At 64.7% G+C, this 24,026-nt stretch carries 24 protein-coding genes and 1 pseudogene; 11 read left to right on the top strand and 14 right to left on the bottom strand.

The features are described from left to right. Window positions 1-89 precede the first annotated feature (89 nt). Genes ACLIMP_RS24380 through ACLIMP_RS24370 form a run of 3 tightly spaced genes read left to right on the top strand, consistent with a single transcriptional unit; the run spans window position 90 to window position 4,553 of the window. Window positions 90-2,546 (top strand): TonB-dependent receptor, encoded by a 2,457-nt coding sequence (locus tag ACLIMP_RS24380; protein ID WP_443478527.1) that lies wholly within the window; start codon window positions 90-92, stop codon window positions 2,544-2,546. Window positions 2,547-2,597: 51 nt separating this feature from the next. Continuing rightward, window positions 2,598-3,518 (top strand): NAD-dependent epimerase/dehydratase family protein, encoded by a 921-nt coding sequence (locus ACLIMP_RS24375; protein ID WP_054438042.1) that lies wholly within the window; start codon window positions 2,598-2,600, stop codon window positions 3,516-3,518. 30 nt (window positions 3,519-3,548) lie between these two features. Continuing rightward, window positions 3,549-4,553 (top strand): LysR family transcriptional regulator, encoded by a 1,005-nt coding sequence (locus tag ACLIMP_RS24370; protein WP_054438143.1) that lies wholly within the window; start codon window positions 3,549-3,551, stop codon window positions 4,551-4,553. Window positions 4,554-4,591: 38 nt separating this feature from the next. Here ACLIMP_RS24370 and ACLIMP_RS24365 read toward each other — a convergent pair whose 3' ends face one another. The 6 genes from ACLIMP_RS24365 to ACLIMP_RS24340 form a co-directional block, all read right to left on the bottom strand. Further along, entirely contained in the window at window positions 4,592-5,485 is an 894-nt protein-coding gene (locus tag ACLIMP_RS24365) for a class III extradiol dioxygenase subunit beta (protein WP_185999250.1), read from the bottom strand. After that, window positions 5,485-5,895, bottom strand: a complete 411-nt coding sequence (gene ligA / locus ACLIMP_RS24360) for a protocatechuate 4,5-dioxygenase subunit alpha (protein WP_054438141.1) — start codon at window positions 5,893-5,895, stop codon at window positions 5,485-5,487. The genes ACLIMP_RS24365 and ligA overlap by 1 nt, the downstream gene beginning before the upstream one ends. A 17-nt stretch (window positions 5,896-5,912) precedes the next feature. Beyond that, on the bottom strand, window positions 5,913-6,317 hold the full coding sequence (locus tag ACLIMP_RS24355) for a dihydroneopterin aldolase (protein WP_082370364.1): 405 nt from the start codon (window positions 6,315-6,317) through the stop codon (window positions 5,913-5,915). Continuing rightward, window positions 6,310-7,170 (bottom strand): bifunctional 5,10-methylenetetrahydrofolate dehydrogenase/5,10-methenyltetrahydrofolate cyclohydrolase, encoded by an 861-nt coding sequence (locus tag ACLIMP_RS24350; RefSeq protein WP_443478526.1) that lies wholly within the window; start codon window positions 7,168-7,170, stop codon window positions 6,310-6,312. The genes ACLIMP_RS24355 and ACLIMP_RS24350 overlap by 8 nt, the downstream gene beginning before the upstream one ends. A 4-nt stretch (window positions 7,171-7,174) precedes the next feature. Beyond that, window positions 7,175-8,059, bottom strand: coding sequence for a formyltetrahydrofolate deformylase (gene purU / locus ACLIMP_RS24345; RefSeq protein ID WP_186000071.1), 885 nt, complete (start codon window positions 8,057-8,059; stop codon window positions 7,175-7,177). A 74-nt stretch (window positions 8,060-8,133) separates the two neighbouring features. Then, entirely contained in the window at window positions 8,134-9,003 is an 870-nt protein-coding gene (locus tag ACLIMP_RS24340; RefSeq protein ID WP_443478525.1) for a methylenetetrahydrofolate reductase, read from the bottom strand. Window positions 9,004-9,075: 72 nt separating this feature from the next. On the opposite strand from ACLIMP_RS24340, the gene ACLIMP_RS24335 reads away from it, so the two are divergent. Further along, window positions 9,076-9,825 carry an alpha/beta fold hydrolase gene (locus ACLIMP_RS24335; RefSeq protein WP_324699185.1) on the top strand — a complete coding sequence of 250 codons (750 nt, stop codon included), beginning with the start codon at window positions 9,076-9,078 and terminating at the stop codon, window positions 9,823-9,825. 22 nt (window positions 9,826-9,847) lie between these two features. Further along, entirely contained in the window at window positions 9,848-11,254 is a 1,407-nt protein-coding gene (gene desA, locus ACLIMP_RS24330; RefSeq protein WP_443478524.1) for a syringate O-demethylase, read from the top strand. Window positions 11,255-11,310: 56 nt separating this feature from the next. Here desA and ACLIMP_RS24325 read toward each other — a convergent pair whose 3' ends face one another. Genes ACLIMP_RS24325 through ACLIMP_RS24315 form a run of 3 tightly spaced genes read right to left on the bottom strand, consistent with a single transcriptional unit; the run spans window position 11,311 to window position 13,608 of the window. Continuing rightward, entirely contained in the window at window positions 11,311-12,075 is a 765-nt protein-coding gene (locus ACLIMP_RS24325; RefSeq protein ID WP_054438037.1) for an IclR family transcriptional regulator, read from the bottom strand. 7 nt (window positions 12,076-12,082) lie between these two features. Beyond that, on the bottom strand, window positions 12,083-12,484 hold the full coding sequence (locus ACLIMP_RS24320; protein ID WP_132469758.1) for a nuclear transport factor 2 family protein: 402 nt from the start codon (window positions 12,482-12,484) through the stop codon (window positions 12,083-12,085). After that, complete coding sequence (locus tag ACLIMP_RS24315; RefSeq protein WP_324699187.1) at window positions 12,481-13,608, bottom strand: cobalamin-independent methionine synthase II family protein; 1,128 nt, start codon at window positions 13,606-13,608, stop codon at window positions 12,481-12,483. Before ACLIMP_RS24315 ends, ACLIMP_RS24320 begins: the two co-directional genes overlap by 4 nt. A gap of 127 nt (window positions 13,609-13,735) precedes the next feature. On the opposite strand from ACLIMP_RS24315, the gene ACLIMP_RS24310 reads away from it, so the two are divergent. Next, complete coding sequence (locus tag ACLIMP_RS24310) at window positions 13,736-14,854, top strand: NAD(P)-dependent alcohol dehydrogenase (RefSeq protein WP_054438033.1); 1,119 nt, start codon at window positions 13,736-13,738, stop codon at window positions 14,852-14,854. Window positions 14,855-14,900: 46 nt separating this feature from the next. Here the strand turns inward: ACLIMP_RS24310 and ACLIMP_RS24305 are convergent, their stop codons facing one another. After that, window positions 14,901-16,325 (bottom strand): aldehyde dehydrogenase family protein, encoded by a 1,425-nt coding sequence (locus tag ACLIMP_RS24305; protein WP_185999258.1) that lies wholly within the window; start codon window positions 16,323-16,325, stop codon window positions 14,901-14,903. 148 nt (window positions 16,326-16,473) lie between these two features. Between ACLIMP_RS24305 and ACLIMP_RS24300 the strand changes: the two genes are divergently transcribed. Both ACLIMP_RS24300 and ACLIMP_RS24295 read left to right on the top strand, forming a co-directional pair. Next, a complete protein-coding gene (locus ACLIMP_RS24300; protein ID WP_443478523.1) occupies window positions 16,474-16,908 on the top strand; it encodes a MarR family winged helix-turn-helix transcriptional regulator in 435 nt (144 codons plus the stop codon). Window positions 16,909-17,004: 96 nt separating this feature from the next. Further along, complete coding sequence (locus ACLIMP_RS24295; RefSeq protein WP_054438029.1) at window positions 17,005-19,134, top strand: acetate--CoA ligase family protein; 2,130 nt, start codon at window positions 17,005-17,007, stop codon at window positions 19,132-19,134. A gap of 64 nt (window positions 19,135-19,198) precedes the next feature. Here the strand turns inward: ACLIMP_RS24295 and ACLIMP_RS24290 are convergent. The 4 genes and pseudogenes from ACLIMP_RS24290 to ACLIMP_RS24275 all read right to left on the bottom strand — a co-directional run. After that, a pseudogene (locus ACLIMP_RS24290) lies at window positions 19,199-19,660 on the bottom strand (enoyl-CoA hydratase-related protein); the annotation flags it as partial. 60 nt (window positions 19,661-19,720) lie between these two features. Next, a complete protein-coding gene (locus tag ACLIMP_RS24285; protein ID WP_324699194.1) occupies window positions 19,721-20,953 on the bottom strand; it encodes a multidrug effflux MFS transporter in 1,233 nt (410 codons plus the stop codon). 93 nt (window positions 20,954-21,046) lie between these two features. Then, a complete protein-coding gene (locus ACLIMP_RS24280) occupies window positions 21,047-21,595 on the bottom strand; it encodes a MarR family winged helix-turn-helix transcriptional regulator (protein WP_054438023.1) in 549 nt (182 codons plus the stop codon). Between the two features lie 163 nt (window positions 21,596-21,758). Continuing rightward, a complete protein-coding gene (locus ACLIMP_RS24275) occupies window positions 21,759-22,154 on the bottom strand; it encodes a nuclear transport factor 2 family protein (protein ID WP_054438022.1) in 396 nt (131 codons plus the stop codon). A gap of 124 nt (window positions 22,155-22,278) precedes the next feature. On the opposite strand from ACLIMP_RS24275, the gene ACLIMP_RS24270 reads away from it, so the two are divergent. The 3 genes from ACLIMP_RS24270 to ACLIMP_RS24260 are packed head-to-tail and all read left to right on the top strand — an operon-like array spanning window position 22,279 to window position 23,957. Then, window positions 22,279-22,671, top strand: coding sequence for a nuclear transport factor 2 family protein (locus ACLIMP_RS24270; protein ID WP_324699195.1), 393 nt, complete (start codon window positions 22,279-22,281; stop codon window positions 22,669-22,671). Between the two features lie 14 nt (window positions 22,672-22,685). After that, window positions 22,686-23,435 carry an SDR family NAD(P)-dependent oxidoreductase gene (locus ACLIMP_RS24265; protein WP_324699196.1) on the top strand — a complete coding sequence of 250 codons (750 nt, stop codon included), beginning with the start codon at window positions 22,686-22,688 and terminating at the stop codon, window positions 23,433-23,435. Window positions 23,436-23,450: 15 nt separating this feature from the next. Continuing rightward, window positions 23,451-23,957: a DUF3237 domain-containing protein gene (locus ACLIMP_RS24260; protein WP_054438018.1), complete on the top strand. Its 507-nt coding sequence runs from the start codon at window positions 23,451-23,453 to the stop codon at window positions 23,955-23,957. The last annotated feature ends 69 nt before the right edge of the window (window positions 23,958-24,026 follow it).

Genomic DNA, 24,026 nt, shown 5'->3' with positions numbered 1-24,026 from the left:
AATGCCTGCCCATCGATACAATCGGTGTGACCAACGCCGGCCGCTTGGCTAGCCCCGACGGCAAGAACAAACACATCGGGAGGAGCGCCATGCGCAATCGACTTTTCCATTCCTCGAGTCTGGCCGTGATGATGCTCGCCGTCTTCGGCGGCGCCATGCCCGCGCTCGCGCAGGAAGCTGCACCGGCGCAGGACAGTTCCGGCCTTGGCGACATCATCGTCACCGCCCAGCGCCGCGCCGAAACGCTCCAGGATGCGGGCATCGCCATCGATGCCGTGGGCGGAGATCGATTGCTGCAGCAGGGCATCACCCAGGCGGACGCGCTGAACAAGGCGGTGCCTGCGCTTACGGTGACCAACGGCGGCGGTTCGAACACCTCGATATTCCTGCGCGGCGTCGGCAACATCACCAATTCGAGCTACAACGATCCGGCCGTCACGCCCAGTTATGACGGCGTTGTGCTGGGCCGCGCGGCGGGGGCGTTCGGTTCGGCATTCTACGACCTTGCCCGCGTGGAGGTGCTGAAGGGGCCGCAGGGCATCCTCTATGGCCGCAATGCCACCGGCGGTGCGGTGAACATCATACCCAACCGGCCCGAACTCGGCCGCAGTTCCGGCGGCTTCACCCTGACTGTGGGTAATTACGACGCCGTCGGCGCCGAGGGTTTCGCCAATCTCGCGCTGGGTGAAAATGCCGCGCTGCGCGTGGCGGCGACGCATCAGTACCATGACGGCTACAACCGCGACGGCAGCGACGATCTCGATCGCAGCGGCCTGCGCGCGCAATTCCTGTTCGAACCGACGGACCGGTTCAGCATCCGTCTTGGCGGCGATTACACGCATGTGGGCGGCGTGGGCGCGGGATCGAGCTACATCGGCTCGTTCACCCCGGGGGCGACCGGATTCACCTTCACGCCTGCCGGGTTCGACAGTTCGGAAGGGCTGAACACCGATGCCGCCAATGCCTACCGGCAGACCCAGCTCGGCGCTCCGGGCTTCGGGTTCCTCACGGCGATGAACCGCCAGCAGATGAACGACGCGACCTATTGGGGGCTCAACGCCGAAGTCACGCTGGACACCGGCATCGGAACGCTCACCGTCCTGCCTGCGTACCGCAACACCAAGGCCGAGAGCTTCTTCTACGGTCCCGCATTCAACACCGCCTACACGAATGAGAAGGACCGCCAGTTCAGCCTCGAAACGCGGCTGGCGGGCACGGTCGGCATGTTCGATTACGTGGTCGGCGGCTTCTTCTTCGACGAGAAGATCCGCAATACCGGAGAATACAACCAGGAATTCGTGCTGCCGATCCAGCACTACACGCACAAGACCCGGAGCCTGGCGGGCTTCGGCCAGCTTACCGCCAACCTGACCGACAGTTTCCGCCTGATCGGCGGCCTGCGCTATACGCGCGATCACAAGTCGATCGACGGGATCATCAACAATTTCATCGCCTTCTGCGGCGGCATTCCGGCAGTGACGCCGCCCGATTCCTTCGGGCAGGGTTGCGCGGTGCCGGGCAATATCCCGAACTTCCCGAATTTCACCTCTACCGGCGATACCGTGAACTGGCTGATCGCGAACGGCTATATCGCGCCGGGCAGCACCGATGCGGCGAGCGATCAGGTCTATCCGCTGCTCAGCGGCGCGGGCCTGATCCTCAAGACCTACTATCCGGTGGTCGATTCCGGCAACTTCAGCCGCGGGACGTGGAAGGTGGGAGCCGAGTTCGACCTGGCGAAGGATTCGCTGCTCTATGGTTCGGTCGAAACAGGCTACCGCGCGGGCGGCTTCCAGCTTTCCGAAGGCAATCCGACCTACAACCCGGAATTCATCACCGCCTATACCATCGGTTCGAAGAACCGTTTCCTCAACGACCACGTCCAGCTCAACGTCGAAGCCTTCTACTGGAAGTACAAGGACCAGCAGATCAACTACTTCACGGTCTCGCCGGATTCCGTGCTGATCAACACCATCGACAATGCCGGGCGCGCCGACATCAAGGGCTTCGACGTGGACCTGATGGTCAAGCCGATGCGCAACACCACGCTTTCGGCCAAGGTCCAGTATCTCGATACCGAATACAAGGAGCTGACGCTTACCACCGCCTCGCCGCGCAACAACATCAACTGTCCTTCCTCCGCCACCGGGGATTACCTGAGCGACGGGGTAACGCCGATCCTGGCGTTCAACTGTTCGGGCCGCCCGCTGCTGTTCTCGCCCAAGTGGACGGTCAACCTCGGCGCCGAACAGGTCGTGCCGCTGGGCGACGATTACGAACTGGTCGGCAGCGTCAACACTTCGTGGCGGTCCTCGCAATACGGCGCATTCGAGTATCTCGATTTCGAGAAGATCCGCGGTTACTGGCTGACCGACGCCAACCTGACGCTGCGCCTGTCGGACGGCGGGCTTTCGATCGGCGCCTTCGTCCAGAACATCGAGAACAAGCGCCGCGTCGCCACGCCGCAGTCCTCGCCCATCGGCTTCGCGGTGGCGCGCTACACCGCGCCGCGCACTTATGGCCTGCGCCTTTCGGGAACGTTCTGAGGCCGGGATGCTGCGCGGGGCCTGTGCTTGCCGTTACTCAAGGAGAATGCAGTGAAAGTCGTCGTCACCGGGGCAGGCGGGTTCGTGGGCCGGGAACTTGCCCGCCGCCTGCTGGAGGCCGGGCACGAGGTCTCCGGAATAGACAGCCACGCCGGCGGCATCCCGCCGGGCGTCCGGCCGGTGGAAGGCGACCTTGGCGATGCCGGGGTCCGCGCCGAAGCGCTGGGGCGGGGCTGCGACGCGCTCGTCCATCTGGCAACGGTGCCGGGCGGCGCGGCCGAGGCGGACCCGGGCGCCTCCCGCCGGATCAATATCGATGCGATGTACGACCTGCTGCAGGAAGCGGCGGCGCTCTCGCCGGGGTTGCGGGTGGTCTATGCCAGTTCCATCGCGGTGCTGGGCGATCCGCTGCCTGCCCATGTGGACGATGCCACGCCCTTGTCGCCGAAGATGATCTATGGCGGGCACAAGGCGATGATGGAACATGCGGCGGCCATGTTCTCCAACCGCGGCCTGATCGATGCGGTAACAGTGCGCCTGCCCGGCATCCTCGCGCGGCCCAAGGGGCCGTCAGGCATGAAATCGGCATTCATGTCCAACCTGTTCCATGCGCTGAAGGCGGGTGAGGCCTTCGTTTGCCCGGTCTCGGCCCAGGGCACGATCTGGGCGCAGTCGGTCGCGCGTTGTGCGGACAATTTCGTCCACGCCCTGACGCTGGACAGCGCGCTGCTGCCGCCGACCCGCGCCGTGACCCTGCCGGCGCTGCGCCTGACGATGGGCGCGCTTGCCGAAGAAGCGGCGCGCCAGTGCGGGGTTTCGCCCGATCTCGTGACTTACGCACCCGATGCGGCGCTGGAGGCGGCCTTCGCCGCGCAGCCAAGGCTGGCGACGCCGGCAGCGGAACATGCGGGTTTTGCGCATGATGGCGATCCTGCTAGACTGGTCGCCAGTGCCCTCGCGACTTTGGAATAACCACAAGCGAAGAGGGTGCGGGAGATGGCGATGCGTTTTGGAAGACTTGACCTCAACCTGCTGGTCGCGCTCGACGCGCTGCTGACCGAGAAGAGCGTATCGCTTGCTGCGGACCGGCTCTGCCTCTCGCAGTCGGCGACGTCCAGCGCGCTGGGCCGCCTGCGCGAATATTTCGCCGACGACCTGCTGGTGGTCAAGGGGCGAAACATGATCCTCACCACCCGTGCCGAGGAACTGATCGAACCGGTCCGCGCCGTGCTGGAGCAGATCCGCACCACCATTTCGGTGGCCCCGGCCTTCGATCCCTCCACCGCCGACCGGCAGGTGCGGATCATGGCCTCGGACTATTCCACGCAGGTCCTGTTGACCGAGGCGCTGGCGGAACTGGAACGCGATGCGCCGCAGATGCGCTTCGAGATCCAGCCGATGAACGATTTCCCGATCGAGGCGCTGGAACGCGGCTACATCGACCTGCTGCTGACGATCGATTACGCGATCTCGGCCGATCACCCCAGCCTGATCCTGTTCGAGGACGACTATGTCGTGGTCGGCTGGGACGGCAATCCGGCGATGCAGGGGGCGATGACGAAGGAGACCTATTTCGAGCTGGGCCATGTCACCGCCCGCTTCGGCAAGGCTCGCGTCCCCGCTTTCGACGACTGGTTCGTGCGCCGCCAGAAGCAGCAGCGGCGGGTCGAGGTGGTGGCGCCGACGTTCCTGTCGCTCCCCGGCCTCGTGGTGAACACCAACCGCATCGCCACGATGCACCGCCGCCTCGCCGAACAGGTGGTGCAGAACATGCCGCTCATCATGCGCGAGATCCCGTTCGACTTTCCGCCGATCCGCGAGGCGCTGCAATGGCACCTCTCGAACAGCAACGACCGCGCGCTGCGCTGGATCGTCGAGCGGCTGCAACTGATCGCGACGCGCAAGGTGGAGGAGCCGGGCAACGTGGTTCCGCTCACCGGCCCCCGGATCGACCGGGACGCGCTGGAAGTCGAGTACCGGATGAACCACCCGCAGCCGCCCCGCTAGGCGGCGCCCACGCCGCCTAGCGGGGCCCCCGGGCCGGTTCAGCCGGTGAGGGCGCCCTCTGCCTCGGGTGCTTCGGCGGCGACATCGGCACGGCGCGGTTCCAGCACGATATGGCCGAGCGCGGTGTTGCTGACCGGAACGTGGTAGTGCCGGTGCAGCACGCCGGTGCCCCGGCCGAGCGCGCCGCGCATGATGAGCCACATGACCATCTCGATCCCCTCGCTGCCGGTCTCGCGCAAGTATTCGATGTGGGGAACATGCCGCAGGTGCTGGCTTTCGCCCACCAGCCCGTCGAGGAACATGTTGTCCCATTCGCGGTTGATGAGCCCCGCGCGCGGCCCCTGAAGCTGATGGCTCATGCCGCCGGTGCCCCAGACCTGTACGTCGAGATCCTCCGGGAAGCTCGCCACGGCGCGCGCGATCGCCTCGCCCAGCGCCCAGCAGCGGTTGCCCGAGGGCGGCGGATAAGTGACGACGTTGACCGCCAGCGGGATGACCTTGCAGGGCCACTTGTCCACTGCGCCGAACATCATCGTCAGCGGTACGGTGAGGCCGTGGTCCACGTCCATCTCGTTGATGATGGTCATGTCGAATTCGTCGAGGATCAGGCTCTGGGCGATGTGCCAGGCCAGGTCCGGGTGCCCTTCCACCACCGGCACCGGCCGCGGGCCGAAGCCTTCGTCGGCCGGCTGGTAGCTTTCGCCGCAGCCGATCGCGAACGTCGGGATCACCTTCATGTCGAAGGCGGAGGCATGATCGTTGTAGACCAGGATCACCACATCGGGCCGGGCCTCCTCGCGCATCCAGCGGCGCGTCCAGTCGAAGCCGTCGAAGGCGGGCTTGAAGATCGCATCGGCGGTGCGGCCGTGATCGTGCGCGAAGCCGAGCACGGGAATATGGCTGCAACCGATGCCGGCAGTAATGCGGGCCATCATGTGTTCTCCCTGATCGAGCGGACGCCGAGCGGCGAACGGCCGCCCGCCAGCATCATCGCCTGGTAATCCTCCACGCTCATCCCGGTCATCGTGCTGACCGCCTGGACGAAGCTCAGCCCGTCGGTCGAGAAGACCTTGGCGAGGAAATAAACGTTGCCGCCAAGGTCCAGCAGGCGGTTGTAGTCACGGTCGAGCACGCCCTGTTTCTGGGCCTCGGTCATCGGCCATTCGTCCAGATAGGCGCGCTCGTCTGCCTTGAAGCGTTCCCGGTTTCCCGGCTTCATCAGGCTCATCGCGAACTGGTTGAGATGATAGCCCCGCCGCGCGCGGCTGGCGGTGAAGACCCGGGTGCCGGGAATGTCGTCGAACTGCGCCAGATAGGCGTTGACGTCGGTAATCGCGGGCATGGTTTCCTCTCCTGCGTTCATGGGGCGCGGCGCACGGTCACTTCCACCCCGGCGAGACCGCGCGTGAGGGCGAAGGGCTTGTCGATGCTCACCCGCGCCTCGCGCACCGGCGCCCAGCCCAGGCACTGCTCGCCCAGGCGGCGGGCGAACGTCTCGATCAGCGGAATGTGCACTTCGGCCAGCGTTTCGGCGGCGGCGGCGATGCGGCGATAGTCCACCGTCTCGCCGATGCCGTCCACCGCGCCCGCGTCCAGCGCGAGTTCGACGGTGATGACCAGCGGCTGGCGGCGGCCGACCTCGTCGGGATTGATGCCCACGTCCGCCAGCAGCGGCAGATCGCGCACGCGCACGGTGGTGAGCACTGCCGTTTCGGTGGTGGCGGTTCGGGCGGAAACACGGTCGATCGTGGCAATGTCATCCATGGAGTGTGTCCCTTGCGGCCTTGACGGTATTGGCGAGCAGGCAGGCGATGGTCATCGGCCCGACCCCGCCCGGCACCGGGGTGACGGCGCGGGCGTGTTCCAGTTCGTGGGTGGCGCAGTCCCCGACGATGCGGGTCTGGCCGTCGTGATCGGTGACGCGGGTAATGCCCACGTCGATCACCACCGCGCCCTCCTTCACCCAGTATCCGCGCACGAGGTGCGGGGCTCCGGCCGCAGCGACGATGATGTCCGCCTTGCGTGCCACATCGGGCAGGTTGCGCGTCTCGATATGGGTGACGGTGACGGTCGCCTCGCGTTCGAGCAGCAGCATTGCCACGGGTTTGCCGACAATGTTGGACTTGCCGATCACCACCGCTTCCAGTCCGCGATAGTCGTCTATCAGGCCGTCCAGCAGCTTCATGATCCCCAGCGGCGTACAGGGCACCAGCCCCCCGGTGCCGCTGGACAGGCGGCCGACGTTGACCGGGTGGAAGCCGTCCACATCCTTGCCCGGCGCAACCCGGTCCAGCACCAGGGAGGCGTCGATCCCGCGCGGCAGGGGAAGCTGGATCAGCACGCCGTGCACGGCTGGGGCGGCGTTGAGGCGGTCGATCAGGGCCAGCAGTTCCGCCTGCCCGGTCTCGGCGGGCAGGCGGTGCTCCAGCGAGCGGATTCCGGCGCGGGCACACTGGGCCACCTTGCGGCCGACATAGACCTCGCTGGCCGGATCGCTGCCGACCAGCACCACCGCAAGGGCAGGCGCCACGCCCCGTGCCTTGAGCTGTTCGACCGCCTGCGCCGTTTCGTCCAGCATGGCCCGCGCCATGGCGCGGCCGTCGATGCGCTCGGCCATCGGCCTATCCCCGGAACACGACGGTGCGCGCGCCGTTGGCGAAGACGCGGTCGTCGAGGTGGAGCCGCACCGCTTCGGCCAGCACGCGGCGCTCGATATCGCGGCCCTTGCGCACCAGTTCCTCCGGCATGTCGGCGTGGGTCACGGTTTCCACGTCCTGATGGATGATCGGCCCTTCGTCGAGATCGGCGGTGACGTAGTGCGCGGTGGCCCCGATCATCTTCACGCCGCGGTCGAAAGCCTGGTGATAGGGCTTGGCGCCCTTGAAGCCGGGCAGGAAAGAGTGGTGGATATTGATGCAGCGGCCGGACAGGAACGCGGCCAGATCGTCCGACAGGATCTGCATGTAGCGCGCAAGCACGATCAGTTCGGCGCCGGTCTCGTCCACCACCTGCTTGATGCGGGCTTCCTGCTCGGCCTTGGTGTTTTTGGTGATCGGGAAGTGGTGGTAGGGCAGCCCGTTGATGAGCGAGGTGTGCAGCAGTTCGCGGGGATGGTTGGAAACGATGCCGACCACCTCCATGCTCAGTTCGCCGATGCGGTTGCGGTAGAGCAGGTCGCCCAGGCAATGGTCCCACTTCGAAACCAGCAGCAGCACCTTCTTCGGCGCGGCCTTGTCCCGCAGCGACCAGGTCATGCGGGCCTCGGCGGCGATCGGTGCGAATTCGGCCCGCAGGTCTTCGAGCGATCGCCCGGCCCCGCGCTGGAATTCCACGCGCATGAAGAAGCCGCCGGAAAGCTGGTCGTGGAATTGCTGGGCATCGACGATATTGCAGCCGCGCGTCGCCAGGAATACCGCGACCTGGGCCACCAGCCCGGCCTTGTCTTCGCATTGCAGGCGCAGCGTGCAGATTTCGGAGGCATCCCCGCTTACGGGGCCGCGAAGCACTTCGGACAGGGTATCGGCCAGTAGGTCGGACACGGGGCAGGCTCCTCTCTCGTTCTTGTTTCGCCCGTTCCCGCTCAGTGGCGCCGGGCGTATTCGTTGATCCAGTCGACGGTCTTCTCCATGCCGCCGAAGGGATAGAAGTGCAGGCGGACCTTGCCGTGGGCCGGTGCCAGTCCGCGCTCCAGCGCATCGACGAGCTTGTCCGGTCCGGCCGATCCGATCAGTCTGGTGATCGAGATGCCGTATTTGGTCAGCACCGAAGCCGAGGCGCCCACGCCGCAGCGCGCGGCGAAGCGCATCAGTGTCTTGATCCCGGCGGGACCGGGCACGCCGAGCCGCACGGGCGCGTCGATGCCGCGCGCGCGCAGCCGGGTGAGCCAGTCGAGCACGGGCGCTGCATCGAAGGCGAACTGGGTGACGATGAGGGGCGCCATGCCGCGCGATTCGATTTCCGCGCATTTGCCGGAAAGCACCTGCCAGCGCTCCTCCTCGGTCATGTTGGGATGCCCCTCCGGGTGCCCGCCGATGCCGATGGCGGTGATGCCGTTGCGTTCGAAAGCGCCGGTGGCGATCAGGGCGGAACTGTCGGTGAAGGGGCCTTCCGGCTCTGACGGGTCTCCGGCGATCACGAAGCAGCGTTTGACGCCGGCTTCCCGCGTCACCGCGGCCAGATAGCGTTCGAATTCCTCGGCCGAAGCGATCCGGCGGGCGGAGAAATGCGGCATCGGCTCGAAGCCGAGTTCGCGCACCAGCCGCGCGGCGGCAATGCGGGATTCAAATTCCTCGCCGGGCAGAAACGTCACCGCGATCGGCGTTTCGGGCGCAATCGCGGCGGCAGCCCCGCGCAGGGCCTCCACGTCCTTGGCGGTCATCTCCAGCGAGTACCCGTCGACCATGTTGAGTGCCGGCCGGGCCCAGTTCGGATGAATGATCGGGGTGGTCATTTTCGTTCTCCCCACTTCCTCTCGTTGGATTCGCTCTAGCGTGCCCAGATCATTTCGTATAGATGAAAATTCATGGATGCGAATTCATTCTCCGAATCCGAAAAGACGCCGCTGGTGATCCTGCCGGGGCTGCTCTGCGATGGCCGCATGTTCGGCGGCCAGCTTTCCGCCTTTCCTGCCAGCATGACCGTGAACGGATTCTACGGCGGGGCAGACAGCATCGAGGCGATGGCGGATTACGCCCTTGCCCGCATGCCCGGCCGCTGCGCGCTGCTGGGCCATTCGATGGGCGCGCGGGTTGCGCTGGAGGTCTGCCGCAAGGCGCCCGAGCGGGTCACGCGACTGGCGCTTGCGGATACGGGAATCCACCCGGTGCGGCCCGGCGAAAAGGAAAAGCGATACGCCCTTCGCGACCTTGGACGGCGGGAAGGCTTCGGGGCGCTCGTCGATGCGTGGCTGCCGCCGATGATCGGCCCTTCGCGGCGCGGTGATCTCGGTTTCTATGCGTCTCTGCGTGCGATGTGCATGGGTTCTGGTCAGCTTGTGTTCGAGGCGCAGATCGAGGCGCTGCTCCATCGGCCTGAGGTGGGGGCCGTTCTGGCGGCCCTGGAATGCCCGGTTTCGCTGATGGTCGGGGACAGCGACGCATGGTCCCCGGTCGATCAGCACCGCGAGATCGCCGAGGCACTCGGCGGTGCTCCGCTGACGATCGTGGCCGATGCCGGACACATGGCCCCGGCGGAACGGCCCGATGCCTTCAACGCCGCACTGCGCGGATGGCTGGCTCTCCAGCCGGCGTTAACAATTCAAAACAAAGCATAAACTACCTGAAAGGCATGATGGAATGACCGAAAAATCGCTCCAGCAACTGATCGACGAAAAGGGAGACATCGTCGATTTCCTGCGCAACCAGCAGACCGGACCCAACGTCTATCCCGGCGTTCCGGGTGAATACTCGAACTGGCGCGACGAACAACGTGCCTGGGCCGAAACGGCGATCCTGTTCAACCAGAGCTTCCACATGGTCGACCTCTTGGTCACCGGCCCACAGGCCTTTGAAATGCTGTCCTATCTGGCCCCGAACAGCTTCAAGGGCTTCGTGCCCAACCGCGCCAAGCAGTTCGCGCCGGTGACCCCGGAAGGCTACGTGATCGGCGACGTGATCCTGTTCTATCTCGCTGAAGAAACCTTCGAACTGGTGGGCCGCGCACCCACGATCGAGTGGGTGGAATTCCACGCAGCCTCCGGCAAATGGGATGTGAAGGTCGAACGGGATGACCGCACCGCCGCCCGTCCGCTCGATCAGCAGGGCTACCGCCGCAACTACCGTTTCCAGCTTCAGGGGCCTAACGCCATGAAGGTGCTGGAACGCGCGATGGGGATCACGCCCCCCGATCTCAAGTTCTTCCACATGGCGCCGATCACGATCGCCGGCGCCGAAGTGCGCGCCTTGCGTCACGGCATGGCGGGCCAGCCCGGTTACGAGTTGTTCGGTCCGTGGAAAGACTATGACACCGTCCGGAATGCCCTGCTGGAAGCGGGCAAGGATTTCGGCCTGCTCCCCTCGGGCGGGCGGACCTACAGTTCCAACACGCTGGAATCAGGCTGGATTCCCTCGCCGCTGCCCGCCATCTACAGTGGGGAATCGCTGCGCAAATATCGGGAATGGCTCTCGGCGAGATCCTATGAAGGGATGACCTCGATCGGCGGCAGCTTCGTGTCCGACAATATCGAGGACTACTACCTCAACCCCTGGGAACTGGGTTACGGCATCATGGTCAAGTTCGACCATGACTTCATCGGCCGCGAAGCACTGGAGAAGATGAAGGACGCGCCCAAGCGCCGCAAGGTGACGCTGGCCCTCAACAACGAGGATGTGATGCGCGTACAGAGCTCGATGCTGACCAAGGGCGGCGACCGTGCCAAGTACATGGACTATCCGAGCGCGGTCTACGCCATGCATCCCTATGACGCGGTGCTGGTAGACGGCAAGCAGGTCGGCCTTTCGACCTGGATCGGCTACACCCAGAACGAGGGGCGTTTCCTCTCGCTGGCGATGGTGGACGAATCCGTGGCGGAGCCGGGCACCGAAGTCGTCCTGGTCTGGGGGGAACCTGATGGCGGAACGCGCAAACCCACGGTGGAACGCCACGTCCAGACCGAAATCCGTGCGACGGTAGCATCCGTGCCCTATTCGGAAGTGGCCCGGGATTCCTATGCCGAAGGCTGGCGCACCAAGGCTGTTGCCTGATCCGGGATTCCGCGAAAAGTCGAAGGGCCGCCGGGAAACCGGCGGCCCTTTTCGCTTCAGCGGCTGAAACCGGAAACGATCGCCTCCAGCAGCGCGCAGGCTGCCGCCTCCACCCGGGCATCGTAGCGAACGGTGGGGATGGCAACCGAGAGCGAGCCGACCGGCTCCCCGTCCAGCATCAGGATCTTCCCGATGCCGCAGATGCCAGGGGTATATTCCTCGCGGGTGATGGCGATGCCGGATTCGCGCGCCTGGTCCAGCTCGCGGCGAAGCGCGCTTTCGTCCACCACGGTGCTTTCGGTGTAGCGCTCGCGCGGGGCCTCCTCGAAATAGCGATCCAGCGCGGCGGGGCCGAGGGCGGCGAGCATGGCCTTCCCCGAGGCCAGGCAGTGCATCGGCGTGCGGGTTCCGACGCCGATCGAGTAGCGCAGGGTGTGCTCGGCGGTTTCGGTGATGACCGCTTCCATCTGCCAGTCGCGCTGGACGAAGTAGGACGAAGTCTCGTTGGAGCGCACGCGCAGGGAACGGACCAGTGGCCGCACCCTTTCGATAAGCGGCAGGCGCTGCGGCGCGGCGCGCAGCCGATCCAGCCCGGCGCCCGGCTGATAGAGGCGCCCCGATCGCGAGAGGTAATCGCGTTCGACCAGGGTGGCGAGGAGGTAGGACAGGCTGCTGACGGGAATGGCGAGGGCCTGCGCGATATCCTGCGCGACGACGCCTTCGGAATGCGCGACGACATATTCGATGATGTCCAGCGTACGCATGGCGGACTTCACCGTCGATGCCGTGCCGCCGCTTCCCGATGTTGCCCCTGTCGCCATAATTCCCTCAGAACGTGAGCAATCCGCGTCGTTCCGCGAATCGCCAGCCTTCTTCCGTGCGCACGAACCTGTCGAGGAACGAGCCGACTTTCGGCGGACCGTCACCGGTGAAGAGCAGCATTGCGCTCTCGCCCAGCGCCGTGTTTCCGTCAACCACCGTGATTTCGACGTTCGAGCAGACATGGCGGGTGGTGCGCGCCGGGCGGGCGCGGAATGCGGCGAGTATGGCCTCGCGCCCGGCGGTCCAGTCGTTGGGCGCGGTGGGACGGGCCATGCGGCCATCGGGTGCATAGAGCGCGGCTACGGCTTCCCAGTCGGCGGCATCGTTGCGATTGGCATAGCGGGCGACCAGGCGCGCGCAATCGTGCTCGATGGCGCGAATGGCGCCGGGCGAAAGCGCATGGTTCACAGGCGCGCTTCCGCGAGATCGGCACCTGCGCGCAGGGCGCGCAGCTTCTTCCAGGTCACGCCGGGGTCGATCTTGCCGTAACCTGCAAAAGTGCCAAAGCCGCAGTCCGTGCTCGCGATCACGCGGTCCTTGCCCAGGAAAGCGGCAAAGCGCTCTATCCTCTGGGCGATCAGTTCCGGATGCTCGACATAGTTGGAGCAGGTATCGATCAGGCCTGGCGCGAGGATCTTGGTGTCGGGCAGCCGGGCATCGCGCCATACCGTCCATTCGTGTTCATGCCGGGGGTTCGCGGCTTCGAAAAGCACGGTGGCAGGGCGGGCCGCGATCACCGTGTCGATCACCTTTTCCAGCGCGATATCGTGGTCGTGCGGGCCTTCGTAATTGCCCCAGCAGACGTGCATGCGCATCCGCTCCGGCGCGATGTTCGCAGTGGCGGCGTTGAGCGCTTCGACATTGGCGGCGGCGGTGCGCAGGAAGGTCGCCTCATCCTGATCCTGATAACCGGTATGGCGCGACATCGCGAGGTCGGGGCAATCGAGCTGGAGATCGAACCCGGCGGCGACGATTGCCTCGTACTCGGGGCGCATCGCATCGACGAGGTCGGCAAGATAGGCCTCGTGGCTGGGGTAATGCCGATTGACCTGAAAAGCGGTGATGAGGCCCGGCGAGGCCGCGTTGAGAAAACCGCGCGCACCGTTCCCGTGGAGGTCCAGTGCGTGACGGAACCGGCGGATATCCGCGTGCAACGGCTTGAGTGTCCGCAGCCGCACCGGACCGATGCAGGAGGCGCGGGTGAATTCCTGACTGCCCATCATCGCCGAGAGCTTGCGCGCGAGATCGGGGTGTTCGGCAAGGTCGGCGGCGGCCCTGCGCTCGATATGACCGCCGAACCCTTCGAGGCGCTCGATCATGTAGGTGGAATAGCCCACCTTGCCCAGTTCGCCGTCGCTGAGGATGGAAACGCCGCTGTCGACCTGGCGGCGCACCGCATCGTTCACGGCAGCCTGCACGAGCCGGTCGAATTCGGCTGCATCGTAAGGCTCACCCTTGTCGCGGGAGAGTAGCAGCGGCGTCAACTCGTCACCGCGGGGCAGGCTTCCTACGTGTGTTGTCTCGATGGTCATGCGGCACATCCTCCCATGCGGCAAAGCGTGGCATGATTTCATGAATGTGTATAGATTCGCATTCGTGAAATTAAGATATGTGCTAACCCCGGCTTCCGGGGCCTGAAGGCAAGGAGATGGAACGATCATGACGACTGGAGCCCGCGCGGCGATCTGCCGCGGCAACACCGCGCCTTTCACGATCGAGGATGTGGAACTGGACGCGTTGCGGGATGACGAACTGCGCGTGCGTGTCGTCGCTTGCGGGGTGTGCCATACTGACATGGCCGTGCGCGACGCACAGCTCCCCGTGCCGCTGCCGGTGGTGCTGGGGCACGAGGGGGCAGGCGTGGTCGAAGCGGTAGGCAGCGGGGTGACGGTGGCCAGACCGGGCGACCGTGTCATCATGAGCTTCAACAGCTGCGGCCATTGCCCGAGCTGTGCCATCGATGCGCCGACCTACTGCTACGAATTCTTTCCTTACAACTGGTCCGGCGCCCGCCCGGATGGCAGCGCCACCGTGTTTCTGGGCGGAGAGCGGATGAATGCCAATTTCTTCGGTCAGTCCGCCTTCGCGACCCATGCCATCGCGCATGAACGCAACGTGGTGAAAGTGCCGGAGACGATGGACGGCGTGGGGCTGGACGTACTTGCACCGCTTGGCTGCGGGCTGATGACCGGCGCAGGGGCGGTGCTGCGAGCGATGAAGGTTCGTGCAGGACTGCCGATTGCGGTCTGGGGTGCCGGTACGGTCGGCATGGCCGCGATCATGGCGGCGAAGATTGCCGGGGCCGATCCGATCATCGCCGTGGACCTTCATGACCAGCGCCTTGGCATGGCCCGCGAGCTTGGGGCCACCCACGTCATCAATGGTCGGGATGACGTGGCCGCGCGCATTCGCGAACTCTGTCCGAGCGGGCTGGGCTATGCTTTCGATACGACGGGCGTGAACAGGCTGATCCAGCTGGCATTTTCATTGCTTGCGCCGAAAGGTGTGGTCGGTGTCGTCGGCGCTTCGGACCCGGCGGACGAGGTGGTGTTCAATGAGGCCGCGTTGATGGGCGGAGGACGCACCGTGATGGGGATACTCGGCGGCGACAGCGATCTCACCGGTTTCCTGCCGGAACTGATGGAATACTACCGGGAAGGTCGCTTCCCGTTCGACAGGCTCATCGGCCATTTCGATTTCGAGCAGATCAACGAAGCAATCGAGGCCAGCGAGAGCGGCCGCGTGATCAAGCCGGTGCTGCGGATTTCGCCGGAGTAGTCTTGCAAGGGAGGGGCGCCTGCAGCGGGGCGCCCCTCCCGCCGGTTCAGGCCTGTTCGAGTTCCAGCGGCACCGCGCTTACGATGTGCGCCTGCGTATATTCCATGAGCCCGGCCAGCCCGTGTTCCGTGCCGAGCCCGGACTGCTTGGCGCCCCGGAATGGAATGTTCGGGTCGATCGCAAGGTGCTGGTTTACCCAGACGGTGCCCGCGTCGATCCGGCGCGCCACGTCCATCGCGCGAAGCTGGTCGGCGCCCCAGACGGTGCCGCCCAGGCCATAGGGGGAATCGTTGGCGCGGGCGATCACGTCCTCGATATCGTCGTACTTCAGAACCGGCAGCACCGGGCCGAACTGCTCTTCGCGCACCAGCGGTGCATCGTCGTCGAGATCGGCGATCACCGTGGGAGGGATGAAGAAGCCCTTCCGGTCCGGCACGTCGCCGCCCGCAACGACCCGGCCGCGCTGCTTGGCATCCTCGATCAGGTCGCGCACTTTCTCGAACTGCATCCGGTTCTGGATCGGTCCGATGGTAGAGCCTTGCTTGGCGCCGTCGTCGAGCACGGCCTGATCGGCGAGCTTGGCGATTTCGTCGCAGAATTCCTCGTACATTGCGCTGGGCACATAGGCGCGCTTGATGGCGACGCAGATCTGGCCGGCGTTGGCCATGGCGCCTGCATAGACTTTCTGTGCGGCGATCCGGGCCGGCACGTCGTCCAGCACGATGGCAGCGTCGTTGCCGCCCAGTTCCAGCGTCACGCGCTTCACGTTTTGCGCCGCGGAGGCCATGACTTTCTTCCCGGTCGCGGTCGATCCGGTGAAGGCCACCTTGGCGATGTCGGGATGTGCGGTGATCAGCGGGCCGAGCTCATTCTGGTCGCAGATCACGTTGAATACGCCGGCAGGCAGGATGTCCGCCGCGAGTTCGGCCAGCAGAAGCGTGGTGAGCGGCGTTGTCGGCGCCGGTTTGGAAACCATCGTGTTCCCCATGACAAGGCAGGGGCCAAGCTTGTTCGCCAGCAGGATCACCGGGAAATTCCACGGCGTGATCGAGGCGCAGACCCCCAGCGGCGTGCGATGCTCCACCACGGTACTGCCGTTTTCATTGCGAAGGGTCTGTTCGGGAAGGCGCATCGCCGCAAAGGCGCGCAGCGTGTAGATGCTTCCGCCGATCTCGTAAGTGGCCTGATCCAGCGGCTTGCCCTGTTCCGCCGTGAGCAGGCGGGCAAAGTCCTCGATGCGGGCCTCCATCGCGTCTGCCAGGCGGTTGATATAGCCGGCGCGTTCATCGGCGGAGAGAGCGGACCATCCCGGAAGCGCAGCCTTGGCGGCGGATACGGCCCGGTTCAGGATAGCCTCGTCAGCGCGCGGGCACTGGGCGAAGACGTCCTCGGTAGCCGGATTGACGACGTCGAATGTGGAAACGCCGTCGATCAGTTCACCGTTGACCAGCAGCTTGAAATCGGTTTTCACGATCACTCTCCTTGGTTGGCATCGTCCCGGCCGGGGCTTCTTGTCCCTCGCTGGCGGAGTCGATGCGCGCCTTGCAATGGCACGCATGAGTTTGTACGCTTGGGATACATAGAAAACAAGGCATCGAGCCAGCGGCTGAGGAGAGGTCATGAACGAGGGGGAAGAGCTTTCCGGGCAGATCGGATTCCAGATCCAGATGCTGCAATCCGTCGCTCACGAATCCGCAAGGCAGGCGCTTGAACCGCTGGATATCACGCCGGCGCGCGCCTCGGCCCTGCTGCTGGTCCGCGCCAATCCGGGATGCACCCAGACCGCGCTGGGAGAGGCGCTTAACGTGAACCGGTCGAGCGCGATGAAGATTGTCGATATCCTGGAAGGTCGAGGGGCCGTGCGCCGCGCGCCCAGCGCCGATCCGCGTGCACATTCCCTTGAACTGACAGAAGTAGGCCGAACTCTCGCGACCGAGATCGACCTTGTGTTCGAAAGGCATGAGCGGAAATTCTTCGGACCGCTCAGTGTCGCCGAGCGAAGCACGCTGCTGTCGCTGCTGCAGCGCCTGCGCCAACAGGAACGGGTAGCCTGACGAACCACGCGACTTGCGCATATTGTATGCCTGAGATACAAACCGCGCAAGTCCGGCGATGACCGGATCGAGGATCGTCAGGCCGGGAGATCAAGGATGTCTGCGCAAGGTACCGCTGTGCTCGAACCGCTCGAACGGGCGGCCATGGAACGGCTTCTCAATCCACGCAGCGTTGCCATCGTCGGTGCGTCCGACCGGCCCGGAGCGCTGGGTGCTTCCGTTCTGAAGAACCTCGTCGACAGGGGGTTCTCGGGGGAGATCCACCTCGTCAATCCCAAGCGGGAGGAAATAGGCGGAAGGCGCTGCGTGCCGGATGTCGCCGCGTTGCCGGAAGACGTGGACGTGGCTGTTCTGGCAATCCCCCAGGCTGCCGTCCTCGATGCCGTGCGCGAACTGGCGCAGCGGCGATGTGGAGCAGCCGTGATCTTTTCGGCGGGGTTTGCCGAAGGCGGGCCTGAAGGACTTGCCCGGCAGGAGGAACTGGCTCGGATCGCCCGCGATTCAGGGATGGTGATCGAGGGGCCGAACTGTCTCGGCCTCGTCAATTTCGATGCCAATGTCGCGCTGACTTTCGTAGAATTGCCGGAGGCACGGGCGAGAGGGGACCGCAAGGTCGGCATCGTTTCGCAGTCTGGCGCCATGGCCGCGGTGCTCGCCACGACCATGATCGCCCGGGAGGTGCCGCTTTCCTGCTACATCTCTACCGGCAACGAAGCGGCGAGCGGGGTAGAGGACTACGTCGCGCATCTCGCCGAAGATCCGGCCATCGGCGTTATCGCCATGATCGTCGAGCAATTCCGCAAACCTGCCGCGTTTCTGGCGGCGGCGCGGGCAGCGCGGGAGCGGGGCAAGCTTGTCGTGCTTCTTCATCCGGGCTCCAGCGAAGCCGGGCGGGAAAGCGCGGCGACGCACACTGGCGCGATGGCGGGCGATCATGCAGTGATGCGGACCCTGGTCGAGCATGCGGGCGTGATCCTGGTCGATGGGCTGGAAGTGCTTGGAGACGTGACCGAGATTGCGATTCGCTGTCCGTCGCTACCTTCGGGAAGCGTGGGCATCATTTCTGAATCCGGCGCCTTGAAAGCGATGATGCTGGATGGCGCCGAGGCGCTCGGACTGGAACTGCCCAAGCTTACCGACGCCGACAGCCCCGCTTTGCGCGAGGCTTTGCCTTCCTTCGTCCCGGTGAGCAATCCGCTCGACATCACGGCGCAGGGCCTGGTCGATCCCACGCTTTACAACCGGACGATTGCCGCCCTGGGCGAGGAGCGGCGGATCGAAACCATCCTCGTTCCGTTGATCCAGACCGACACGCATACCTCGCACGTCAAATTCTCCGCAGTGGCGAAAGCGATTGCGGAGCTCGGCGGGCGCAAGCCGCTGATCGTTGCCGGTGTGGATGAAGGCGGCGGTGTTCTGGGCGACGATGTGGCTGCCATTCGGGCGCTTGGCTCACCCTATTTCCCTACGCCCGAGCGCGCGCTCAAGGCGCTGGCCTGCCTCGCGTGGTATGGCGCGCACTCTTCGGGCCTGACTGACAGGACGGCGATTTCGATCGCCGGGCCGGCGGCGGGAGAAACCATTCCCGAATATCGTGCGAAGCAATTGCTGGCACCGCACGGCTTGACCTTTTCGAGAGGCGCGCTGGCAGGTTCCCTTGAAGCCGCGCAGGAGATTGCCGCCGGCATCGGATATCCGGTCGTTCTCAAGGCGCAGGCCGCAGCGCTCAGCCACAAGAGCGATGCGGGCGGCGTTGCGATCGGGATCGCCGATTCGGCGGCACTGGCGGCCGCATGGGGCAAGATGGAGGCCGACGTGCAGGCAGCGAGGCCCGGCCTTGTCCTTGATGGCATCCTGGTAGAGGCCATGGCGCCGCGCGGTGTGGAAATGATTGTCGGTGCTCGCCGCGATCCGGACTGGGGCGCCGTGATCCTCGTTGGGTTCGGCGGCGTTGCTGCCGAATTGCTTCATGACGCCGTGCTGCTGCCGCCTGACCTTTCGCGCGCCGAGATCAAGACCCGGATTCTTTCCCTGCGGATGGCGCCGTTGCTCCAGGGCTTTCGCGGCGCGCCCATAGCCGATGTCGATGCGCTGGCGGGTATGGTGGAAACGCTTGCCGTGCTGGTTCGCGGTACGCCCGGGATCGGGGAACTCGATCTCAATCCCGTTCTGGTTCTGCCGGAAGGAAAGGGTGTGATCGCGCTGGATGCGCTGATCTCTGGCTGAGATGAAGTTCTTCCATTGAACAAGAGGGGCGCCGCAAAATGGCAATGTTCCTCTTGTTCAAGTTTCAGGCATTTTCGCCGGTCCTCGACTTGTCATAGGCGGGCAAGGCCGGGCTTGTAGCTCTTTCCGTCGATGAACTGGCGGATGCCGTCCTTGCGGCCTTGGCTGGTATCGTGAAAACTGCAGGCCTCCTGCATGCGCATAAGGTAGTCTTCCGCTTCATCGTAAGTGAGAGTGCCCACACGGCGCACCGCGCCCTTGGCGAACTTGAGCGCCGCCGGGTTCTTGCCGAGCAACATCTTCGCCACTTCCGCGCATATCGCCAGGTCGCAGCCGAAAAGCGGGAAGAAGCCACCGCCGAAGCTCCATCCGTTGACCATGGGGATCGTCGGCTTCTGGTACCAGCGCAGACGCCGGAACCAGCGCAGCTTTCGCGCTGCGACTTGCGCACGCTGCGAAGGCCGTCCGCTTCGGTTTCGCGGAAGTATTCCTTGAGGTCCATCCCGGTGGACCGGGAGCTGCCCTCCCTCCTCGCGGTGAGCCATTTTGCCTCAACCCTCGATGGTGCCGTTTATGAGTTTACGATCTAGGCGGCGCTGGATTCTTCCTCCGGCCGCAAGCGGCCGAGCAAGGCAACGATCACGATCATCGCAGTGAATCCCGTTGCCAGCACCAAGGTCAGCGGAAGCAGGGAAACGGGAGGCCACAACGTGACAGCGGCGCTCGCAAGGGCTGTTACCGCGAGCTGGATGGTGCCGAGCAGCCCGGCTGCGGCACCGATGCCGCTCCGCACGGAATCGAGGGCGCTGGTCGCCGCCGGGGTCAGGATCAGACCGGCAACCATGAACAGCAATATCGAATAAGCCTGAAACAGCGGTAGCGGGATGCCGTCGGATCCGGTGATGGCCACCAGTGCCGTTGCGCTAAGTGCGATGGCGCCAGCGCTGCCGGCCAGGCGAACGGCGCCGAACCGTTTGAGCAAGTGCGGCGCGGCTTGTGTCGCGATGATCGACATGCAGGCATTGAGTGCGAGCAGAAGGCTGAACCACATGGGATCGAGTTTGTAGATCCCTGAATAGATGAACGGCGCGGCGGTCACGAAGGCAAAGGGGATCGTGGTCGCGAGCCCTGCGACGATGGCCCAGCCGACGAAGCGCGGGGTCCGCAGCAGGCGGGCATGGACATGGGGCAGGGCGCGCCAGTCCGTCGTACGCAGGGCCGGCGGCAAGGTTTCGGGGAGGAAGAGCATGACGCAGCCTGCGGCAACCATGCCGGCGGCGGCGAGCACGCCGAACAGTCCTCGCCATGAAACGAGATGGAGCAATGTGCTTCCCAGCAATGGGGCGAGCATCGGCGAAATACCGATGATAAGGAACGTGAAGGCCATCAGCCGGGCGGCATGGTGTCCGCGATGGAGGTCGCGAATGATGGCGCGCGCGCTGGACGTACCGGCGCAGGCTCCCATGCCCTGAAGAAAGCGCAACAGGACCAGTTGTTCGAGCGTGGCGGCGAAGGCGCAGGCGACCGAGGCGGCGACGAAGATACAGAGCCCGCCCATCAGCGGCGCGCGCCGTCCGAACCGATCGCCGAGCGAGCCGATCGGTATCTGCGCCACTGCCAGGCCGAGGAAGAATGCCGAGAGCGTTCGTTGCACCCCGGAATCGCTTGCGCTGAGGGCGCCTGCCATTGCGGGCATGGCGGGAAGATAGAGGTCTATCGCAAAAGGGCCGAGCGCGGAGAGGAAGCCGAGGGCAATCCCGAAACCCAGACTTGGCCCTCGCGCTTCTTCATGCGCGGATGTCGCGGAAGTTGAGTTCATGCGCGGGAACCGCGCGGTTCAAGACTGATGGCGTGACTCATAGTAACGAGTGTTATTATGAGTCACGCCATCAGGCAAGTCCGTCCACGAAGCCTAGGCTTCAGCGTCGTCGGGCCTCGTGCGTTCGAGGAACAGCGAGCGGCCTTCTTCGTCCGTGGCTTCAAGCGTATCGATCAAGGTGGTGAGAATATGATCGAACATGGCGACTTCGTGCGGGTGAAGCGCCGATAACAGGTAGTCCGCCACTCTTTCGGTCTGCGGGCGCATGATCCGGTAGAGACGTTCGCCCTCCGGGGTAAGGGTCAGCCGTTTGCGGCGCCGGTTTTCCTCGTCGCGAACGACGAGAACGCGGCCGTGGCGCTCCAGCGCCGAAACCGCGCGGGATACGCTCATCGCATTGACGCCTGTCATTTCCGCCAGTTCATGGCTCGCCGATTGGGGGAAACGGCCGATCAGCATCAGCAGGCGAAACTCGTTCAGGCTGATCTTGTACTGGTGTTCCAGATTGACCGAGAACGGCGCCATGAGCCGGTTCGAGAGCTTGAGAAGCCGGTGGAGGGTTTCCGAACGCGTGCTCACCGGCATCGCCGCCGTGGTTTCGGACTCGTTGTCGATCTCGTTCGATTGTCTGGTTTCGCGCATTGACGGGATTTAGCGCAAGGGGTGCGATATCTGTCAAGATAATCACGTTTGTTACTGGGGAAGAGGGCGCCTACAGCCTCGCCGTTCGCCTCCTTGAAACGGTCTTTGCCCGGCAATCGGCTGACCGCGCGACAATTGCCGTGTTCGTGGCACGTGACGGGCATCAGGGAATCAGCGCGCATTGCACCCTCGTGAAATGGCCCTGGTCGACATGGTAATGGATGAACTGCCGCAGTTCCTGGACTTCGCCGGCACGGATCGGGAAGAACTGGAGCAACCCGTTCGCCTTCAGCGTTTCGGCATCGAGATCCCGGTGCGCCGCGATGCGGATCACGCCTTCGAGGGCGACGAGGTCTTCGCTCGCGGCAAAGCGCTCTATCGTAAGGGTCTCGTCGACATAACCGTGCAGGAAATCGTAGAAGCGCTTGAACGCCTCGCGCGATGAAAGTTCGACTCCGAAGAAGGCGAGCCGGGCACCGGGCGCGTAGAAATCATAGACTGCATCGTAATCCCTCGCGTTGAAGGCGGCCGCATATCTCTCGTAGTCGTCGCGGGTCATTGATCTCTCCACAAATGCGGACATCGTCTCGCATCTGCTTGCATAAGTAAATAACGATCGTTACGATGTGGCGCGCGCTGAAGCGGGCGGCTAACGGGGGAGTGGGCATGGCGGAGGCTGCGGCATGAACGTCAGATCGGCCGGGGAGGAAGCGAACCTGCGTCATGTCGCGGCCCTGTTCGACGAAGTGCTCAACGCGCTTGACGCCGATGCCGTCGATCGCTTCATCGCCCCTGACTATATCCAGCACAATCAGGGCGCTGGGCAGGGGCGCGAACCGCTGAAGGCGCTGCTGCGCGATATTCGCGCCCGGACACCCGCAGCCGTACACGACGTGAAGCGCATGTTCGCAGATGGGGATCACGTGATCGTCCACTATCACGTCCGGCGCTGGCCGGAGGATCGCGGATGGGCCGTGATCGACATCTTCCGCCTCGCGGGCGGAATGATAGTCGAACATTGGGATGTCGTTCAGGACGTGCCCGAAACGAGCCCCAATCCGATCGGACCTTTTTGACGATGGAGAGAGCGATGCGGTTCGCGGGCAGCAGGGTTGTCGTCCTGGGTGGCAACAGCGGCATCGGCCTGGCCTGCGCCCAAGCTTTCGCAAGGGAGGGCGGCGCGGTTCGCCTCACCGGCCGGGACCGGGCAACGATAGAGGCCGCCGCCTCCGGAATCCGGGGCGCGCGTGGCAGCAGCGTCGATATTTCCGATCTGGCGGCGATGGAGCTGTTTTACGAGGAAATCGCCGCGGCAGACGAGAGGATCGACGTGCTTGTCGTCAACGCGGGCGTGGGCGGTTTCGCGCTTATCGAAGAACTCTCGCACGAGTATTGGGATCAGGTCCATGCCATCAACTTGCGCGGTTGCGTCTTCGCCATGCAGAAGGCGGTTCGGCTGATGGGCGATGGCGGGGCGATCGTCGTCACCGGGTCGATCGGCGGCCATGCCTTCGTGCCCGGCAATGTCGCATATGGAGCGGCGAAGGCCGGCTTGGCGCTCGCCATGCGTCAATTTGCCGGGGAGTATGTTTCGCGCGGCATTCGCGTCAACATGGTCAGCCCGGGGCCGGTGGAAACCCCGCTGCTTCACCGCAATCCCGGCATGAGCGCAGCGGCGGTGGACGTCCTGCGCGAGCAGATGATCGCGGCCGTGCCGATGAAGCGAATGGGCCGGCCCGAGGAAGTGGCCGCCGCTGTCCTCTTCCTGGCTTCCCGGGAAGCGAGTTTCATCACTGCCGCCAATCTCTTCGTGGATGGCGGCGCCCTGGAAATCGGATGAAAGGAAGAGTCCAAGATGAGTGAAGGCCCGTTTTCCACCATCGACAACCCGCGCCTCGAATTCGCGATGGAAGTGCGCCTCACGTTCCCGCGCGTGCAGATGATCGCCAATACGCCGATGGGCGGAAACCGAAGCGCTGTCTACGTCGACGGCGGAACGTTCGAAGGACCGCTCCTGAAGGGCAAGGCGGTGCCGGGATCGGGCGGTGACTATGCCTATTTCCGGCCCGATGACGTGGCCGTATTCGATGCGCGCTACATGTTGGAGGAAGATGACGGCACCTTGATCCTTCTCAACAACCGCGGATTCCTTTGGGGCCGCAAGCCCGGCACAATGCAACGGCTGAGGGACTGGGCCTTCGAGGGCGGGCAGCCGGTCGAACAGCAGGAATACTATCTTCGCGGCAACCCTTCGTTCGAATGCCCGATCGGCAAGCACGACTGGCTGACCAGGCATGTGTTCATCGGCGTGGGCGAGCGCCGGGCCGACGGCAATCTTCTGCGCTACTATGCGCTGACCTGAAGGTCCTTTCGCGGTTCAGCGTGCGGCGCGTTCGGTCGATATAAGGAGCTCGGCTCCAAGCCGGTAGCG

Source organism: Novosphingobium aeonii, from assembly GCF_052279045.1.
Classification (GTDB): domain Bacteria; phylum Pseudomonadota; class Alphaproteobacteria; order Sphingomonadales; family Sphingomonadaceae; genus Novosphingobium.
This window is presented reverse-complemented; position numbering and strand designations above follow the sequence as displayed.

Coding starts and splice junctions, on each gene's coding strand:
- ACLIMP_RS24380 (WP_443478527.1), top strand. CDS start 90: ATGCGCAATCGACTTTTCCATTCCTCGAGTCTGGCCGTGATGATGCTC.
- ACLIMP_RS24370 (WP_054438143.1), top strand. CDS start 3,549: ATGCGTTTTGGAAGACTTGACCTCAACCTGCTGGTCGCGCTCGACGCG.
- ACLIMP_RS24365 (WP_185999250.1), bottom strand. CDS start 5,485: ATGGCCCGCATTACTGCCGGCATCGGTTGCAGCCATATTCCCGTGCTC.
- ligA (WP_054438141.1), bottom strand. CDS start 5,895: ATGCCCGCGATTACCGACGTCAACGCCTATCTGGCGCAGTTCGACGAC.
- ACLIMP_RS24355 (WP_082370364.1), bottom strand. CDS start 6,317: ATGGATGACATTGCCACGATCGACCGTGTTTCCGCCCGAACCGCCACC.
- ACLIMP_RS24350 (WP_443478526.1), bottom strand. CDS start 7,170: ATGGCCGAGCGCATCGACGGCCGCGCCATGGCGCGGGCCATGCTGGAC.
- ACLIMP_RS24340 (WP_443478525.1), bottom strand. CDS start 9,003: ATGACCACCCCGATCATTCATCCGAACTGGGCCCGGCCGGCACTCAAC.
- ACLIMP_RS24335 (WP_324699185.1), top strand. CDS start 9,076: ATGGATGCGAATTCATTCTCCGAATCCGAAAAGACGCCGCTGGTGATC.
- desA (WP_443478524.1), top strand. CDS start 9,848: ATGACCGAAAAATCGCTCCAGCAACTGATCGACGAAAAGGGAGACATC.
- ACLIMP_RS24325 (WP_054438037.1), bottom strand. CDS start 12,075: ATGGCGACAGGGGCAACATCGGGAAGCGGCGGCACGGCATCGACGGTG.
- ACLIMP_RS24315 (WP_324699187.1), bottom strand. CDS start 13,608: ATGACCATCGAGACAACACACGTAGGAAGCCTGCCCCGCGGTGACGAG.
- ACLIMP_RS24310 (WP_054438033.1), top strand. CDS start 13,736: ATGACGACTGGAGCCCGCGCGGCGATCTGCCGCGGCAACACCGCGCCT.
- ACLIMP_RS24300 (WP_443478523.1), top strand. CDS start 16,474: ATGAACGAGGGGGAAGAGCTTTCCGGGCAGATCGGATTCCAGATCCAG.
- ACLIMP_RS24295 (WP_054438029.1), top strand. CDS start 17,005: ATGTCTGCGCAAGGTACCGCTGTGCTCGAACCGCTCGAACGGGCGGCC.
- ACLIMP_RS24285 (WP_324699194.1), bottom strand. CDS start 20,953: ATGAACTCAACTTCCGCGACATCCGCGCATGAAGAAGCGCGAGGGCCA.
- ACLIMP_RS24280 (WP_054438023.1), bottom strand. CDS start 21,595: ATGCGCGAAACCAGACAATCGAACGAGATCGACAACGAGTCCGAAACC.
- ACLIMP_RS24275 (WP_054438022.1), bottom strand. CDS start 22,154: ATGACCCGCGACGACTACGAGAGATATGCGGCCGCCTTCAACGCGAGG.
- ACLIMP_RS24270 (WP_324699195.1), top strand. CDS start 22,279: ATGAACGTCAGATCGGCCGGGGAGGAAGCGAACCTGCGTCATGTCGCG.
- ACLIMP_RS24265 (WP_324699196.1), top strand. CDS start 22,686: ATGCGGTTCGCGGGCAGCAGGGTTGTCGTCCTGGGTGGCAACAGCGGC.
- ACLIMP_RS24260 (WP_054438018.1), top strand. CDS start 23,451: ATGAGTGAAGGCCCGTTTTCCACCATCGACAACCCGCGCCTCGAATTC.